The organism is Mycetohabitans rhizoxinica HKI 454 (assembly GCF_000198775.1).
Lineage (GTDB): Bacteria > Pseudomonadota > Gammaproteobacteria > Burkholderiales > Burkholderiaceae > Mycetohabitans > Mycetohabitans rhizoxinica.
In genome coordinates, this window is the sequence record NC_014718.1 from 775,111 (window position 1) to 791,527 (window position 16,417).

Sequence of the window (16,417 nt, forward strand, 5' to 3'; positions counted from 1 at the left end):
ATTTTACATGGGCCGGCGCGCCCGTGCGGCGCTGCCGCGCCAGCGCCGCAGCAGTAACGCGTTGCCCACCACACTTACGCTGGACAGTGCCATCGCCGCGCCCGCGATCATCGGATTGAGCCACCCGAGCGCGGCCAATGGCACGCCGACGACGTTGTAGACGAAAGCCCAGAATAGATTCTGCCAGATCTTGCGATAGGTGCGTCGCGACAGGTCCAGTGCGTCGGCCACCAGTGCGGGATCGTCACGCATCAGCGTGATGCCGGCGGCGTGCATCGCGACGTCCGTGCCACTGCCGATCGCGATGCCCAGGTCGGCGGTGGCCAGTGCCGGCGCATCGTTGACACCGTCGCCGACCATCGCCACCACATTGCCTTGTTCGCGCAATCGCGCGATCATCGCGGCCTTGTCCTGTGGCGACATGTCTGCGTGCACTTCGGCGATGCCAACCGCCGAGGCGAGCGCCGCTGCGCTGCCAGCGTTGTCGCCCGTCATTAGCAGGGTGCGCATGCCCGATGCGGCGAGCTGGGCGAGCGCCGCTTGGGCCGATGGCCTGACCGTGTCGCCGAACGCGATCAATGCCAGCGGGGCAGGCGATGGCGCCACGCGCACCAGCCACGATACGGTGTTGCCGACCTGCTGCAACGCGTCCGAACGCGCCTGCAGCGCCGCGTCGGGCGTGATGCGAAGCTCGCGCAGCCATCGCGTGCTGCCGATACCAAAGATCGCGTCGCCGATCGTTGCCTGGATGCCGCGACCCGCGATGGCGCGGGTGTCGCGCGCCTCGGCAGTAGCCACCTGCCGCTGCTGCGCCAGGGCAACGATTGCGCGCGCCAGCGGATGTTCGCTGTGCTGCTGCACGCCGGCGGCAATCGACAGCGCGTCCTCGTCTGTGCCCTCTAATGCATCGAAGGCCACGACCACGGGCTTGCCGTCGGTCAACGTGCCGGTCTTATCGAGCGCGATGACGTTAACTCGATGGGCAAGCTCCAGCGTCTCGGCGTCCTTGATCAGCATGCCATGTCGTGCTGCGACGCCGGTGCCGGCAAGGATGGCGGTTGGCGTCGCAAGCCCGAGCGAACAAGGGCAGGCGATCACCAATACGGCGACTGCGTTCAGGATCGCGTGCTGGACCGGTGCGCCGGCGAGCAACCAGCCGCACAGTGTGACCAGTGCAATCGCGATGATGGCCGGCACGAACACGGCGCTGACTCGATCCACCAGTCGCTGGATCGGTGCCTTGGCGGCCTGCGCGGTCTCGACCAACTGAATAATCTGCGCCAGCATCGTTTGCGCGCCGACTCCCGTTGTCTCAATCACGACCGCGCCTTCGCCGTTCAGCGAGCCGGCGTGCACTGTGTCGCCTTCGTCTTTCGCCACGGGAAGGCTCTCACCGCTCAACATGGCTTCGTTCGCGTGCGTGCGGCCGCCGACGATGTGGCCATCGACCGGGAATCGCTCTCCGGGACGCACGATCACTTGCATGCCGACGCGCACGTCGGACAGGGGTAGCTCACGTTCGGTGCCGTCGATGCGCACGCGCGCCGTATCGGGCCGCAGCGCATTCAGCGCACGGATCGCGGCGGTGGTCTGTCGCTTGGCGCGGGTTTCGAGCCACTTGCCGAACAGCACCAGCGTGATGACGACGGCGGATGCTTCGAAATAGAGGGGGGCTCCGCCATGGGGATGGGTCGCCCATTGGTAGAGAGACTAACCCATAAGCGGCCGATGTGCCGAGCGCGACAAGCAGGTCCATGTTGCCGGACAGCGCTCGCACGGCCTTATAACCGGATCGGTAGAAGCGCGCGCCGAGCACGAACTGGATCACGGTCGCCAGCACGGCTTGCAGCAGGATCGGCACGCTCGGCGCTCCGTGGCCACTAGCGGCCTGCATGTCCGAGATCGGCTCGCCGGACGGCGCACCACCCGCCAGCATGTTGATCATGGGCGCCAGCAAGGGCAGTGTCAGCAACGCGGAAGCGATCACCGCCGCTAGCGGCTGCGCTGCGTTCTCGTGTGGAGCCGCAACGGGCGTCTCGGGCGTTGGGTGTGCGTCATAACCAGCCTTCTTGACGGCGGCGACGAGTGTTGGAACCGCCACATTGGGCCCAGCCGTGACCGATGCCCGCTCGGTCGCCAGATTGACGGTCACATGGGATACCCCCGGCACCTTGCCGAGTGCGCGCTCGACACGCGTCACGCAGGAGGCACATGTCATGCCTTCAATATCCAGCGATGTCGTGTAGTCCAGCGATGTCGTGTAGGTCGGAGAAGCTTTCATCATGTCGGGCACGATACAAGATGGATGCAGTATTAGCCTTCCCATGATGGGAGGGTCAAGGTCCCACGACGACGCAACGCCACGGAGGCTCACGACCGCACGGCATCTCACGACGACATGGCAACTCACCACGGCACGGCGATCTGCCACGCACGACAGCACGACCACTACGATGCCCATCCTAGGTCCGGCGATGCGATCGAAGGGGCTACCGTCGGTCGATACGGCACCCAGGGCGGCGTGTTCAGGGCCCAATTGTCAAGCAATGAGAACGCATCGAGCGGGTTCGATGATGTATCGGGCATCGTGCTGATCCGTTACTCCGCTGGTTGCGTGTTCGGTATGCTATGGCGTGTGAGTCGCGTGTCACCCGACTGTGCGCAACGCATCGCAATCGCGCGCCCGACCCGCCCGACGTCGGGATAACTGTTTCGGTTCAGTGCGGGCAACGTGCCGTCGTTGTATGCTGCGACGGCCATCGCGGCGGGCTGCCGCGATGGTAGGGCTATAGTACCAACTCGCCCTCGTTCTCTCCGATCTCGGCCCGATGCGCCGGTTGCGCGCCCACCGTGGCCACCGTTGGCGCGCAACGCTTCTCCGCGTCCTCCTGGCCGGATAGTAGCGGGCAGCGCTCGAACATTTCGGCTATCCAATCGACGAACACCCGCACCTTCGGCGACAAGTGCCGGTTATGCGGGTAAACCACGGAGATCGGCATCGGCTGAGTCTTCCACTGCGGGAGCACTTCCTTTAACTGCCCCGACTGAAGATATGGCAGTGCCATGAACCGAGCCGGCTGGATCATGCCGAAGCCGTTGATGCCGCAGTTCAGATAGGCATCCGCATCATTAACCGCGACCGCGCCCTTCATCTTCACGGTCACTGGCTTGCCATCGACGAGAAAATCCCAGCCGATGATCCGGCCGGTGCGGCTTGAGAAGTAGTTGACCGCGTAATGGTTCTCTAACTCTTCCAGCGTGCGCGGCTCGCCGTGTCGTTTCAAGTACTCGGGGCTGGCGCAAGTCACGCCCTGGAACACACCGACCCGGCGCGCAACGAGCGTTGAGTCCTGCAGTGTGCCGACGCGGATCACCGCGTCGATGCCTTCCTGGATCAAGTCCACTGGCTTGTCGCCAAGCCCGACCATCAATTCAATGCCCGGGTAGCGAGTATGGAATTCACACAGCCGTGGCAGTACCACCAACCTGCCGATCGAGCTCGGCATGTCCACGCGCAACTTGCCGCGCGGATTGCGCGCGCCTTCATGAAACAATTGTTCCGTCTCGGCGATATCGGCAAGAATGCGCACACATCTTTCGTAGTACGCGGCGCCGTCCGGTGTCAGATTCAATCGCCGTGTCGTACGTTGCAGCAGTCGCACGCCAAGAAACGCTTCGAGATTCTGAATGATCGTTGTGACCGACGCGCGGGGCATGTCCAGCGTGTCGGCGGCGCGCGAAAAGCTGTTGCTTTCGACGACCCGAGTAAACACTTGCATGGCTTGTAGACGGTCCATTTCGCTCACCGTGGTTAGCTTTGCAGCGTCGGCGCGAAGCCAAACCGATTGTTCGGTTGCGCTGAATTGTGTTGCCGGATTATAGGCATTTATCTGGCACTGCGTCGCCACGAGAATTCGCATCACTGCAATTGACCAGAGAGGCGCAGGATGCGCCAGTGCGATTGGGGCGATACACCCTACGAAATCAAAATTACCGGCCATGCGCGCGAGATCGCGTTGCGCATCTACCGGCCTGTGCAGGCGTCGATAGACGCCGGCAATCAGGCCGATAGCGTCGAGCCGTCACGGCGCGCAGCGCGAGCGCGGGCCGCGGCGCGTCAATCGCCGCGCTTGGTGCCGGTGGTGCTGTATTTCCATGGTGGCCTGTTTACGCGCGGATCGCTCGATGACGCCGATGCGACCGCGGTGGTGCTCGCGCGCGTACCTGCGCTGGTCGTGTCGGTCGACTATTCGTTAGCACCCGCGTACCCGTTCCCGGCTGCGCTGGAGGATTCGTACCACGCCGCGTGCTGGATCGCCGAGCGCGCGCACGAATTCGGTGCGGACAGGCACCGCCTCGGCGTGGCTGGGCATGATGCGGGCGGCAACCTCGCGACGTGCCTATGTGCGATGGCCCGCGATCGCGGCGGCGTATCGATTGCCGCGCAAGTATTGCTGGCGCCGTTGCTCGATCCAAGCATGACGCGCGTGGCCGATGCGCGGCGCGTGATCTCCGATGTGGATGTTAGTGAGTGCGCGCAATGCTACCGCGCTTATCTGCCGCATGCGTTACAGCGACTGCATCCGTATGCGGCTCCACTCGAATCGCGCCGCCTGCATCGATTGCCACCGGTGCTCATCGCCAGCGCCGAGCATGATGTGCTTCACGTGGAAGCCGAGAAATATGCCGGCGAACTGATCAATGTCGGCGTGCCGACCCAGGTCACTCGCTTTGCAAGCGTATCGCACACGGCGCTGGCGACGCACCCGCCGGCCTTGACCGAGGCCGTGGCGTTTTTCCGGCATCGGCTGGCCTGTGTGCCGGACGATGCCCTCAAGCAACTCGACCCATTGCACAAAGTCAACAGAGGAAGCTCGAAATGATAATGATCCGCAACCCGCGCCACCGGCATCTGCTGCTTGCGTTCGCAGCGCTGGCCGTCATCGGCGGCCTGGGCGTCGTGATGGCGCTGCGTGACAATCCGGCTTTGCAAGCCAGGGCCGCTAACGCGCCCAGCGCGCCGGAGGTTGACGTTGCACCGGTGGTGGCCAGGACGATCACCGACTGGCAGTCGTACTCGGGCCGTCTCGAGGCCATCGAAAAGGTGGACATCCGTCCGCTCGTGTCCGGCACGATCGTCGCCGTGCACTTCAGGGACGGCCGCAAGACGGCTTGCGCGTGATTACCAAGGGGCTCAAGCCCGGCGAGCGCATCGTCGTGAACGGACTGCAGCGGGTGCGTCCTGGCGAGCCAGTGAAGGTCAATGCCGTGCAGATGATGGGCTGATGTAAAAGGAAATCAGCGTGAATATTTCAAAGTTCTTTATCGACCGGCCGATCTTCGCCGGGGTGCTGTCGGTGTTGGTGTTGCTGGCCGGCGTGATTGCACTGTTCCAGCTGCCCATTTTCGAGTATCCGGAGGCCGTGCCGCCGTCGGTGATCGTGTATGCGCAGTATCCGGGCGCGAACCCGAAGGTGATTGCCGAGACGGTGGCCTCGCCGCTGGAGGAGCAGATCAACGGTGTCGAGAACATGTTGTACATGCAGTCGCAGGCCAATAGTGACGGCAACATGGCCACGACCGTGACTTTCAAGCTCGGCACCGATCCGGATAAGGCACAGCAGCTCGTGCAGAATCGAGTATCGCAAGCGTTGCCACGATTGCCCGAGGATGTGCAGCGGCTCGGGGTGACCACGGTCAAGAGTTCGCCGACGTTGACGATGGTCGTGCACCTAATCTCGCCGAACGACCGCTACGACATGACGTATTTGCGCAACTACGCGCTGATCAATGTCAAGGACCGGCTGGAGCGGATCCAGGGCGTCGGCCAGGTGCAATTGTGGGGTTCGGGCGACTATTCGATGCGTGTGTGGCTCAACCCGCAAAAGGTCGCGCAGCGCGGCATGGCCGCGAGCGACGTGATCAACGCGATTCGCGAGCAGAACGTGCAGGTCGCCGCCGGCGTGGTTGGCGCCTCGCCGTCGTTGCCCGGCGCGCCGTTGCAGCTGTCGGTCAACGCGCAGGGTCGGCTGCAGACTGAAGAGCAGTTCGGCGACATCGTGCTGAAGACCTCGCCTGATGGCGGTGTGACGCACCTGCGAGACGTGGCGCGTGTGGAGCTGGGCGCCTCCGAGTACGGGCTGCGTGCATTGCTTGACAACAAGCCCGCGGTTGCGATCGCAATCAACCAGTCGCCGGGGGCGAATTCGCTGGCGATCTCCGAGCAGGTGCGCAGAACGATGGCCGAACTCAAGGCCGATATGCCGCCGGGGGTCGAATATCGCATCGTCTATGACCCGACGCAGTTCGTGCGCGCCAGCATCAACGCGGTCGTACACACGCTGCTCGAGGCGATCGCGCTGGTCGTGATCGTGGTGATTGTGTTCCTGCAGACCTGGCGGGCGTCCATCATTCCGTTGATTGCGGTGCCGGTGTCGATCGTCGGCACGGTGGTGCCCGACGCGGGCCTGATGGAGGATGTGCTGATGCCGGTCGCCGATGTGGACCGTGACAACCGCCCGCTATCGGGAAGGAACGGCTACGTGATGCATTTCACGCGCAACCCATTACCCGTCTCGGCCGGCGGCTGGACGCTCGTCGCGGAGCCGTTGGATGACGACGGCACCGGCGGCGACGCGCGTAGGCCGGGGTGGCGCAACCGCCATGTCGTGCTGACCAACCGCGACCATCTAGTGCGCAACCGAGATGGCTCGATTGACATCACCGTGCAGCCGACCGCGCCGGCGCGCCCCGCCACAGCGAACTGGCTCGTATCGCCGACTGGCCGTTTCAGGATGGTCATGCGGATCTATGGTCCGAATACGATGATGCACCGCTTGAACTGGCGGCCGCCGGTATTGGATCGCCAGTAGCCAAGCCCGTGTCGCGAGAGTGGCCCGACTTGCCGGTGGCGTGAAGGTGCGCTGGGCCGCCGGTCACTCCGGTCACGTCATCGGACTTTTATAAGGTATTCAGTCGCTATCTGATACCTGCGTCGGCTCATGGCCTATCCCGGCTGGCATGCGGATCGGCTGTGCTTGACCGCTATTTGTAGGAGTCGTTTACGTAGATCGTGCGATGACGGGTTGCTCTGCGTTTAGCATGCTTGCCGACAACATCGTCACTTGCTGAAACCGGCGTGCCCCTCGTGAACCCGTGGGACGCACCGAAGTAATCGTGTGAGTTTGCCCGGCCAACGGGCGTGCGTTTCGATCAACAGCAGCGATGGCGAATATCCTGTAGCCGGCCGCGTTTGCATTGCCGCCAATGCTCCCGCCCGACGCAGTGCAGCCGGCCTACGTGTCTCGCGCTCGTCGGTGACGCCAAGGTGGCACTCGATCGCCGGTAGCGTTAGGTCGGCCTTCGATCCGCCGTCGTGCGAGCCGGCTCGTGGCACCGCTATGGCTGAACGTCACCTTATGCCGCTTTGAGCCGGTGCTGTGTATCAATCCACAATTTTCCCCAGCGCAATGCGTACGCGGTAGCCTGTTCGGCCTCGAAAAAATAGTCGAGTGCCTCGAAGTGCTCCACGTGCGCCTGTGCGCCATGCTGCTGGCCTTCGAGGTCGAGATTGGCGGCATACAGACCATTGCCCAGCGGCTCTGCGCTGGGCAATATCGTGTAGCCCTTGTAACTGCGGCATATCCCCATGGGTATCTTGCAAGCTAGCGTGACACCTATAGCATACGCCGGACAAAACTGGCCGCGAACGAATCAATAGCGCGATTGATACGAAGACGGCTGTTCGACGCTAGTCAGGCTGCTCCGGCAGTCGGCACGGCGCGTCTGGATGCGAGGATCGTGTCGACGTACGCCTTCAGCCTCGCGTTGCTTGCGTCGATGCCGTAATGCTGTGCTCGTTGGCGAGCGCGTTCGGTGAGCCCAGCGCGCAGCGCAGGGTCGGTTAGCACCGTGCGCATCGCGTCCACCATCGCGTCGACGTCCCCGACCGGAACGAGGATACCCGCACGGCCGCCATCGAGGATCTCGCTGGGCCCGGTCGGGCAGTCGGTCGCGATAATCGGCCTACCCAGCGCGAGGCCTTCGAGCAGCACCATCGGCATGCCTTCGGAGCGTGAACTCAGGATTTGGAGCGTCGCGCCAGCGATCACTGGATGCGGGTTGTTCAATTGACCGGTGAAGTGTACGCGCTCGCTGATGCTCAGCTCGCGCGCCAATTGCTCGAGTTCGGCGCGAAACGCCCCGTCGCCCACGATCACCAAATGCTCGCGTACGGCGTGTGCCGTCACCAGACGTTGGTACGCGCGCAACAGCGTACGATGGTCCTTATAAATTTCATCGAGGCGGGCTACCGAGACGATATAGGGCTCGTCAGGTATTGACGCGCTGCCGGCCTGATGGGACGCGCGTTCGCGGATCGCCGCGATATCGATCGCATTGGGCAGCAGCAGCAGTGGAGGTAGCCGCGAGCCGAACATTGCCCGTGCTTCGTCGGCCATTTGCTCGTTCAGCGCCGCAATCCGGTCGTAGGCTTGATATTGTTTCAGCAAGCGCCGGATCTTGCGGAGCCGGCCACCAAGTCGCGCATTGAAGCTGAAGTGATTGACTCCAAGCCATCCGACGCCATATCGCCCTGCAATGCGGCGCAGCGACATATCGAAATCGACGATCAAATGATGCTCGCGCGCAAGATGGGCGATGCGCTGCGACACATAACGGCGCACGACAACCGTATTGAAGATGTCGCGCGCGACGCGTTCGAGCTTGCTGCGCTTGTGCAGATGTCGTCGTGTTTGGAAAAAATCCAGCCATCCGCGATCGACCAGCGTCTCGATGCGCACGTCGGCCGGGATCGACGCGCGAAAGCGGTGTTCCAGCGCAGCTGACGTGAACATGACTGATAGCGTCACATCGAAATGCTTGCGATCGAAGACGCGTAACCACTGGATTATTGCACTTTCAATGCCGCCGTCGTTGAACTCGGTGATGTGGAAAATAATCCGGGTGCGCTGTGCCGTGTCGGCTTCCCTTGACGATAATTGATTCATGAGCAACATGTGGTAAAAATGGCTACGACGACTCGACGACGCGTTAATGGCGTGAGGCGTACCCGTAACCGCAAAGTGTTATACCACAGTCCAATGGGGGCCCTTTTCACTCGCGCGCGAGCGCTCATGCTGCAGCAGTGCAAAACTTTATGCGCACAAAGCTTGTGTGGAGCCCCGTGATCGATGGTGATGCCGATGATGGATGTTCGAAAGCGCCGATGGACGTGCGTAATCGGCTTGCGGCGGAGAGGATGGCTATGCAACGCCGGTCCGTCCCAGTCGAAATCATGTCCATGCGAAGAGCGGGCATTGCGGGCCAAAGCGTGAGCGACAATACGGCGCCGAGTAGCGGTGCAACCAAACAGCGGTGCCACCAAGAAATAGGCGTCGGCGCAAGTCGTACCCAGGCTGCGCAATGCGACGACGCATAGCACTAGGTTGACGCCGTACCTGGCAAAGCCTGTCAGCGCGCGGCGGCGACTCAGCACAAGCATGCCAGTCGCCCGGCGAGGCGCGCGAGGCAGACGCCCAGCTAAATGACAGGATACCGCACGGTCTATGTGGCACTATGCGGCCGGCAGCCGGTGGGGTGGGACGATGCCCAGCTTAGCGATGCGCCGATACAGCGTCGCGCGCGATATGCCGAGTGCCTGCGCCGCAGGAATGGGGCGCCACTGGTTCCGCGTCAGCGCAGCGACGATACGTTCGCGCTCGTCGGTCAGCGATTCGAGCGCCACCGGTGGCGTCGCCGGTGAGCCCAGCTCGGCTGCAATTTCGGCCGGCAGATGGTGCCATTCGACCCGGTTTGTGTCGGCCACGGCGCATGCGTAGCGCAGTGCGTGGCGCAGTTGCCGCACATTGCCGGGCCACGGATGATGGCACAGGCGTTCGAGCACCGCGGCGTCAAGCACCAGTCTATGCGGCACGGCGCGCGCTTCGTCGTCAAAAACGGCCTGTATCAGCGCCCGAATGTCGATACGTTCGCGAAGCGGCGGCAGCCGTAGTACCGCACCGCTGAGGCGGTAGTACAGATCCTCGCGGAACGTGCCTTGCGCGACCATTGCGCCTAGATCGCGGTGTGTCGCGCAAATCACGTTCACGTCGACGCGGGTCGCCGTCTCGGCGCCCAACGGTAATACCTCGCCGTCGGCCAGTACACGCAGCAGCCGTGTTTGCAGCAACAGCGGCATGTCGCCGATCTCGTCTAGGAACAGCGTGCCGCCATGCGCGAGCGCGATCTTGCCGCGCGTGCCTTTGCTGCGTGCGCCCGTGAACGCGCCGGCCGCATACCCAAACAACTCACTTTCGATCAGCGACTCCGGCAGCGCACCGCAGTTGACCGCCACGAAGGGTTGCTGGCATCGGATGCCCGACTCATGAATCGCGCGTGCGAAGACTTCTTTGCCGCAGCCGCTTTCCCCGAGAATCAGGATCGGCAGGCGTCGCTCCGCGACGCGCAGCGCAATGCTCGCCGCCTGGGCAACCCGCCGGTCCTGGCTCTGTGCGAAAGCCTCCAGTGGCCCAGCACCGGCTGGTGTATTGGACAACCGACCGGATGGCATACTGAATAGGCCCGGCGCCCGACCATCGTGCAGCGGCGTGCCGCGCAACGGTGGCGCAAGCTGTGCTGGCGCCGCTGGCTCGGCAACACGCGCTGGGGTCGAGGCGCCCGCCGCGTGGCCGCGCCGTTGCGGTCTACGGATTCGCGCATACAGGATCGTACCTGACGCGCACAGTCGCAACGGCAGCACGTCATGCAGGTTTGATGCATCAAGCATGCGCGCAAGTGGCACGTCGAACAAGTCAGCCAGGTGGCTAGGGGCGCTGCCGGTGAGCCCTGGAATGGTCTCGCGGGCGTGGGCGTTGGCCGCAACGAGGTTGCCGTTCTCGTCGAACGCGATTAGCACCTCCGGCCGCGCCTCGACGAAGTGCCGGCTGCTGTGGCCAAATAGGATCCAATGATGGGGGGTCTGGTTCAGGAAGTAGGCGTCCTCGATCAATCGTGCACTTTGTTGTACTAATTGATAGACCAATCCCTGGCTGTCGCGATTGTCCGGCGAGCGGATCGCCGACGCATCGAGCACGCCAATCAGCGCCCCGTCCGGAGCGAAGATCGGCGACGCGCTGCACGTCAGCGTGGTGAACGCGGCGCGGAAATGATCCGTCTTATGCACGGTAATCGGCGCCAGGTCGGCAAGCACGTTAGCGATACCGCACGTGCCTTCCTCCTGCTCAGACCAGCACGATCCGATGTGTAAGCCCGCGTGCTTGAAGTCTGCGCGACGATCGCGGTCGATCCGATAGTCGATCGTTACGCCATGTGCATTAGTTAGTAATACGCAATAGTCTGCGATCCGGACCGCCTCATGCAGCTTGGATAAGCACTGGCCCGATGCACGCAAAAATGCTTCTTCGCGCTCGCGCAACTCGCGCAGTTCGCTGGCGGTGACGACGCGCGGCCCCACGCGCGAGGATGGATCGAGCCGGTACCGCTCGAGCGAACGTTGCCAAGACGAAACGAGGCGCGCCGATTCGTTGTTAAGTGGTGCGTTGCGGCCTTCGATCGCGCTGCGCACGCGTTCGATGTGCTGGCTGAATGAGACGTACGGCATCGCGAACCCCCGGCAAAGAACCTGCAGTTTGAGCCGTTTGTAGCACATTCATCGCCCTTGGCACACGTTGCACTGCAACACGCCGCATCGTGAGACGATCGTCTCACGATGCGGCGTCCTTCGTCTCACGTTTATCCAGGCGTGCCGCGCTCGCGCGTCAGCCCGCACCGCCCCCGTCGCAGCGGACTTGTCCCGACTTGACGCCGTTACGCTGTGCCGCACGTCGATGCGCGCATGCGCATACGGGCGGCGACGCTTTGAGACGGCTAGGTAGAGACGCACAGCGTAGCGCCACCGCGCATGCAGTTTCTTCGTATTGGCCGCGCAGCCCCACTGCAATGGGGCGGCGCGGCCGGTGTGAACGTGGCTCGCTTATATTGGCATGCACATTGCAGTGACAACGCACGTAAGCAACATGTCCGCTCAGGCTCATGAGCAACGACGCCGGGCGGCAACGCCGGGCAAGGAGACAACGCCGTGTCAAGCACCGTTCCGGCAGTCGGTATCATCGCCAATCCTGCATCCGGCCGCGATATTCGTCGCCTGACCTCGCATGCGTCGGTGTTCCCGACCGCCGAAAAAGCGAACATGGTGGTCCGGCTATTTGCAGGGCTGGGTGCGTTGGGCGTGCGTCGCGTATTGACGTTGCGGGACAAAACGGGTGTCGCGGCGCTCGTGTTGCGCGCTGTGCAGGCGCATGCGGCCCTGAGTGGACGCGAGCGGTGGCCGCAGGTGGAGTTCGCCGACCTGCCGATGACGCAGAGCGTAGCCGACACGCATGCGGGGGTGGCGTACATGGTCGAGCGCGGCGTGTCGCTGATCGCCGTGCTAGGTGGCGATGGCACCCATCGCGCGGTGGCGATGCATTGCCGCGATGTGCCGCTGCTCACGCTGTCCACCGGTACAAATAACAGCTTCCCGGATCTGCGCGAGGCGACCGTGGCGGGCCTGGCCGGTGCCCTGGTCGCGACCGGCTCGGTTCCCCCGGACGCGGCGCTGTCGCGCAACAAACGCCTCGTGGTGCGTTGTGTGTCCGGGCGCAAGTGTGGACATGAGGAGATTGCGTTGGTTGACCTATGCGTGAGCCGGCAGCGCTTCATCGGCGCGCGTGCGCTATCCGATCCGTCCGATATTCACGCGTTATTCCTGACCTTCGCTGCTGCCGACGCCATTGGCCTGTCGTCGATTGGCGCCGCGTGGGCGCCGGTAGCCCGCACTGCGCCGCATGGCTTGCAAATGACATTTGCCGATGCGCCGCTGACTGGCGTGCCGCTGGTTGCGCCCATCGCGCCGGGCCAAATCGGCACCGTGTGGATGACTGACTGTGAGCGGTTGGAGGTCGGCCAGCAGGTCATGCTCGACGTCGGTTACGGCACGTTGGCGCTCGACGGCGAGCGCGAGATCGAAATTGAGAAAGGCGAAACCTATGTCGTTTCGCTCGACTGGGCGGGGCCGCTGACGGTCGATGTCGAGCGAACCCTGCGTTTCAGCGCGGCGCGTCAATTCCTGCGTGAACGCGCAGCAGCGTTGTTCAACTAGCACGATCTACCCATAGGAGGCACAACCATGTCCATATCGGGCCAGCTTACCCGCGAGACATTGCTCGACGCGTACCGGTCGATGCGTACGATTCGCGAGTTCGAAGAGCGTTTGCACGTTGAATTTGCGACCGGTGAAATACCGGGCTTCGTTCACCTTTATGCGGGCGAGGAAGCGTCCGCAGTCGGTACGATGATGCACCTGAACGACATCGATTATGTGGCGACGACGCACCGTGGCCACGGTCATTGCATTGCCAAGGGCGTCGACGTGCACGGCATGATGGCTGAGATCTACGGCCGCCGCACTGGCGTTTGTCGGGGCAAAGGTGGCTCGATGCACATCGCCGACCTATCGCGCGGCATGTTGGGCGCGAACGGCATCGTTGGCGCGGGCGCGCCGCTAGTGTGCGGCGCCGCGCTGGCGGCCAAGTTCAAGAAGACCGGCGGTGTTGGCGTGTGCTTCTTCGGTGACGGCGCGTCCAATCAGGGTGTGATCTTCGAATCGATGAACCTGGCCTCGGTCTGGCGGCTGCCGGCCATTTTTGTGGCTGAGAACAATGGGTACGCTGAAGCGACATCGGCATCGTGGTCCGTCGCGGCCGACAACATTGCCGACCGCGCCAACGGCTTCGGCATGCCCGGCGTGATCGTGGACGGATTCGATTTTTTCGCCGTGTATGAGGCGCTGGGCGAAGCCATCAGCCGCGCTCGCAACGGCGGCGGCCCGACGCTGGTCGAGGTCAAGTTGACGCGCTACTACGGACACTTCGAGGGCGATGCGCAGACGTACCGGGAAGCAGGCGAAGTGCAGAAGGCACGAGAAGAAAAGGACTGCTTAAAGCATTTTGAGCAGCGCGTGGTACGCAGCGAGCTGGTCCGGGTGGATGAGCTACGCGCGATCGATGAACGTGTCAAGGCGCTGATCGACGACGCGGTGCGCAGTGCGAAGGCCGCTCCGTTGCCGACCGAAGCAGACTTACTGAGCGACGTCTACGTCGCTTATCCGTGAGGTGGGCGTAATGGATGCGATGCGAAGCGGGACGATGCCCCGTCAGACGTCGCGGCGCGATGCGAGAAGTGACGTGCGGCGCGCGCGCGCCGCGCTCCGATCCAATTCGAAACTAGCTACCAGGAGGCGGAGATGGCCAGGAAGATCACTTATCAACAAGCCATAAACGAGGCGTTGAGCCAAGAGATGGCGCGCGACGAAAACGTCATCGTGATGGGTGAGGACAATGCCGGCGGCGCGGGCTCATCCGGCGAGCAGGATGCGTGGGGTGGCGTGCTCGGGGTGACCAAGGGGCTGTTCCATCGGTACCCTGGGCGGGTGCTCGACACACCGCTGTCCGAGGGCGGGTTCATTGGCGCGGCGGTCGGCGCTGCGGCGTGCGGCATGCGGCCGGTCGTCGAACTGATGTTCATTGACTTCATGGGGGTGTGCTTCGACCAGATATTCAATCAGGCGGCCAAGTTCCGCTACATGTTTGGCGGCAAGGCGCTCACCCCGGTGGTGATCCGCACGATGCAAGGTGCGGGACTGCGTGCCGCCGCCCAACACTCGCAAATGCTCACGTCGCTGTTCACGCATGTGCCCGGGCTGAAGGTGGTATGTCCGTCCACGCCCTATGACGCGAAAGGGCTGCTGATCCAGTCGATCCGCGATGACGACCCGGTGATTTTCTGCGAGCACAAGCTGTTGTACAGCCAAGAAGGGGACGTGCCGGAAGAGTCTTATGCGATTCCGTTTGGCGAGGCCAACGTGGTGCGCGACGGCGACGATCATCACCTATGGACGGATGGTGCACCAGTCGGTGGAGGCGGCCAGCACGCTAGCTAGGCAAGGCATCGACGTCGAAGTGATCGACTTACGCACGACGTCGCCGCTGGACGAGGAAACGATCCTGGAGAGCGCGTCGCGTACTGGTCGGGTCGTGGTCGTCGATGAAGCCAACCCTCGTTGCTCGGTGGCGACCGACATTGCCGCGCTCATCGCGCAGCGCGCATTCAAATCGCTCAAGGCGCAGATCGAGCTGGTCACCGCGCCGCATACGCCTGCCCCGTTTGCCGGCGTGCTTGAGGACATGTACATCCCGTCGCCCGAAAAGATCGCGGCGGCCGTTACCAAGGTAAGGAGCTGATCGATGCCGATCCACATGATTAAGATGCCCAAATGGGGGCTGTCGATGGAGCAGGGCCAGGTCAACGGGTGGCTCAAGCAGATTGGCGACAAGGTGTCCAAGGGCGATGAACTGCTTGACGTGGAGACAGAGAAAATTTCGTCCGACGTGGAATGTGCTTTTGACGGCGTGCTGCGCCGGCAAATTGCCGTCGAAGGCGAAACGCTGCCGATCGGCGCCTTGTTGGCGGTGGTGGCTGATGCCGACGTGAGCGATGCCCAAATCGACGAAGCTGTCGCGGCGTTCCAGCGCGATTTCGTACCGGCCGCGGCCGATGCGGCTGACACGGGACCGCAGCCGCACAAGCGCATCGTCGGCTCGCATACGATCCGCTACTTGAAGCAGGGCGATGGCGGCGTTCCAGTGTTGCTGATCCATGGGTTCGGTGGTGATCTGAACAATTGGCTGTTCAACCACGCCGAGTTGGCGGCGCGCCGCGCGGTATGGGCGTTGGACCTGCCGGGGCACGGGGAGTCGAGCAAGCCACTGCAAGCCGGCACATTGGACGAGCTTGCCCAGTATGTGACCGCTTTTATGCGTGAAGAGGGAATTGAGCGTGCACACTTGGTGGGCCATTCGATGGGCGGCGCCGTTGCGCTGCAGATCGCCAGCCTGGAGCCGCAGCGAGTCGCGTCGCTGGCACTGATCGCCAGCGCCGGGTTGGGCCGCGAGATCGACGCGGATTACATTGACGGGTTCGTTGCCGGCACCAGCCGCAATACGCTCAAGCCACACCTGCTGAAGCTGTTCGCGGATCCCGCGCTGGTTACCCGTCAATTGGTCGAGGACATGGTCAAGTACAAGCGTCTGGACGGCGTGAACGAGACGCTTGCCAAGATCGCTGCGGCGACGTTCGGTGATGGTGTCCAGCGGCACGTGTACCGTGACCGGCTCGCCGAGCTGGCGCCGCGCACGTTGGTGCTCTGGGGCAGCGAGGATCGCATCATTCCGGCGCTGCACGCCCAGGGGCTGCCTGCGGGCGTGCAGTCGCACGTCATTGAAGGTAAGGGGCACATGGTGCAGATGGAGGCGGCTGCCGAGGTCAACCAAGTGTTGAACGCATTCTTCGGAGACTGACG

General features: G+C 63.2%; 10 protein-coding genes and 4 pseudogenes. 9 read left to right on the top strand and 5 right to left on the bottom strand.

Annotation, left to right across the window (positions count from 1 at the left end):
* Positions 1 to 3 precede the first annotated feature (3 nt).
* A pseudogene (locus RBRH_RS15075) lies at positions 4 to 2,275 on the bottom strand (heavy metal translocating P-type ATPase); the annotation flags it as partial.
* A gap of 123 nt (positions 2,276 to 2,398) precedes the next feature.
* Here RBRH_RS15075 and RBRH_RS19710 point away from each other — a divergent pair.
* On the top strand, positions 2,399 to 2,707 hold the full coding sequence (locus RBRH_RS19710) for a hypothetical protein (protein ID WP_041754916.1): 309 nt from the start codon (positions 2,399 to 2,401) through the stop codon (positions 2,705 to 2,707).
* A 79-nt stretch (positions 2,708 to 2,786) separates the two neighbouring features.
* On the opposite strand, the gene RBRH_RS15085 is transcribed toward RBRH_RS19710, so the two are convergent.
* Complete coding sequence (locus tag RBRH_RS15085) at positions 2,787 to 3,797, bottom strand: LysR family transcriptional regulator (RefSeq protein WP_083813565.1); 1,011 nt, start codon at positions 3,795 to 3,797, stop codon at positions 2,787 to 2,789.
* A gap of 150 nt (positions 3,798 to 3,947) precedes the next feature.
* On the opposite strand from RBRH_RS15085, the gene RBRH_RS15090 reads away from it, so the two are divergent.
* From RBRH_RS15090 to RBRH_RS21515, 4 genes and pseudogenes are all read left to right on the top strand, one after another.
* Positions 3,948 to 4,883: an alpha/beta hydrolase gene (locus RBRH_RS15090; RefSeq protein WP_013429010.1), complete on the top strand. Its 936-nt coding sequence runs from the start codon at positions 3,948 to 3,950 to the stop codon at positions 4,881 to 4,883.
* Positions 4,884 to 5,017: 134 nt separating this feature from the next.
* Positions 5,018 to 5,161: pseudogene (locus RBRH_RS20760) on the top strand (acriflavin resistance protein); the annotation flags it as partial.
* Positions 5,162 to 5,303: 142 nt separating this feature from the next.
* Positions 5,304 to 6,449 (top strand): annotated as a pseudogene (locus tag RBRH_RS15100) (efflux RND transporter permease subunit); the annotation flags it as partial.
* A gap of 36 nt (positions 6,450 to 6,485) precedes the next feature.
* Positions 6,486 to 6,872: a DUF1214 domain-containing protein gene (locus RBRH_RS21515; RefSeq protein ID WP_232509418.1), complete on the top strand. Its 387-nt coding sequence runs from the start codon at positions 6,486 to 6,488 to the stop codon at positions 6,870 to 6,872.
* 544 nt (positions 6,873 to 7,416) lie between these two features.
* On the opposite strand, the gene RBRH_RS15105 is transcribed toward RBRH_RS21515, so the two are convergent.
* The 3 genes from RBRH_RS15105 to RBRH_RS15120 form a co-directional block, all read right to left on the bottom strand.
* A complete protein-coding gene (locus tag RBRH_RS15105; protein ID WP_013429014.1) occupies positions 7,417 to 7,650 on the bottom strand; it encodes a hypothetical protein in 234 nt (77 codons plus the stop codon).
* Between the two features lie 104 nt (positions 7,651 to 7,754).
* On the bottom strand, positions 7,755 to 9,008 hold the full coding sequence (locus tag RBRH_RS15110) for a glycosyltransferase (protein WP_065757447.1): 1,254 nt from the start codon (positions 9,006 to 9,008) through the stop codon (positions 7,755 to 7,757).
* Positions 9,009 to 9,574: 566 nt separating this feature from the next.
* The gene (locus RBRH_RS15120; protein ID WP_041755086.1) at positions 9,575 to 11,620 is read right to left on the bottom strand and encodes a sigma-54-dependent Fis family transcriptional regulator; all 2,046 of its coding nucleotides are present in this window, start codon (positions 11,618 to 11,620) and stop codon (positions 9,575 to 9,577) included.
* A 477-nt stretch (positions 11,621 to 12,097) separates the two neighbouring features.
* Here RBRH_RS15120 and RBRH_RS15125 point away from each other — a divergent pair, with 477 nt between their 5' ends.
* The 4 genes and pseudogenes from RBRH_RS15125 to RBRH_RS15140 all read left to right on the top strand — a co-directional run bounded on the left by RBRH_RS15125 (position 12,098) and on the right by RBRH_RS15140 (position 16,415).
* The gene (locus RBRH_RS15125; protein ID WP_013429020.1) at positions 12,098 to 13,159 is read left to right on the top strand and encodes an ATP-NAD kinase family protein; all 1,062 of its coding nucleotides are present in this window, start codon (positions 12,098 to 12,100) and stop codon (positions 13,157 to 13,159) included.
* 27 nt (positions 13,160 to 13,186) lie between these two features.
* Positions 13,187 to 14,170 carry a thiamine pyrophosphate-dependent dehydrogenase E1 component subunit alpha gene (locus RBRH_RS15130; RefSeq protein WP_013429021.1) on the top strand — a complete coding sequence of 328 codons (984 nt, stop codon included), beginning with the start codon at positions 13,187 to 13,189 and terminating at the stop codon, positions 14,168 to 14,170.
* Positions 14,171 to 14,302: 132 nt separating this feature from the next.
* Positions 14,303 to 15,299: pseudogene (locus tag RBRH_RS15135) on the top strand (alpha-ketoacid dehydrogenase subunit beta).
* Positions 15,300 to 15,302: 3 nt separating this feature from the next.
* Positions 15,303 to 16,415: an acetoin dehydrogenase dihydrolipoyllysine-residue acetyltransferase subunit gene (locus tag RBRH_RS15140; protein ID WP_013429024.1), complete on the top strand. Its 1,113-nt coding sequence runs from the start codon at positions 15,303 to 15,305 to the stop codon at positions 16,413 to 16,415.
* Positions 16,416 to 16,417: the final 2 nt, after the last annotated feature.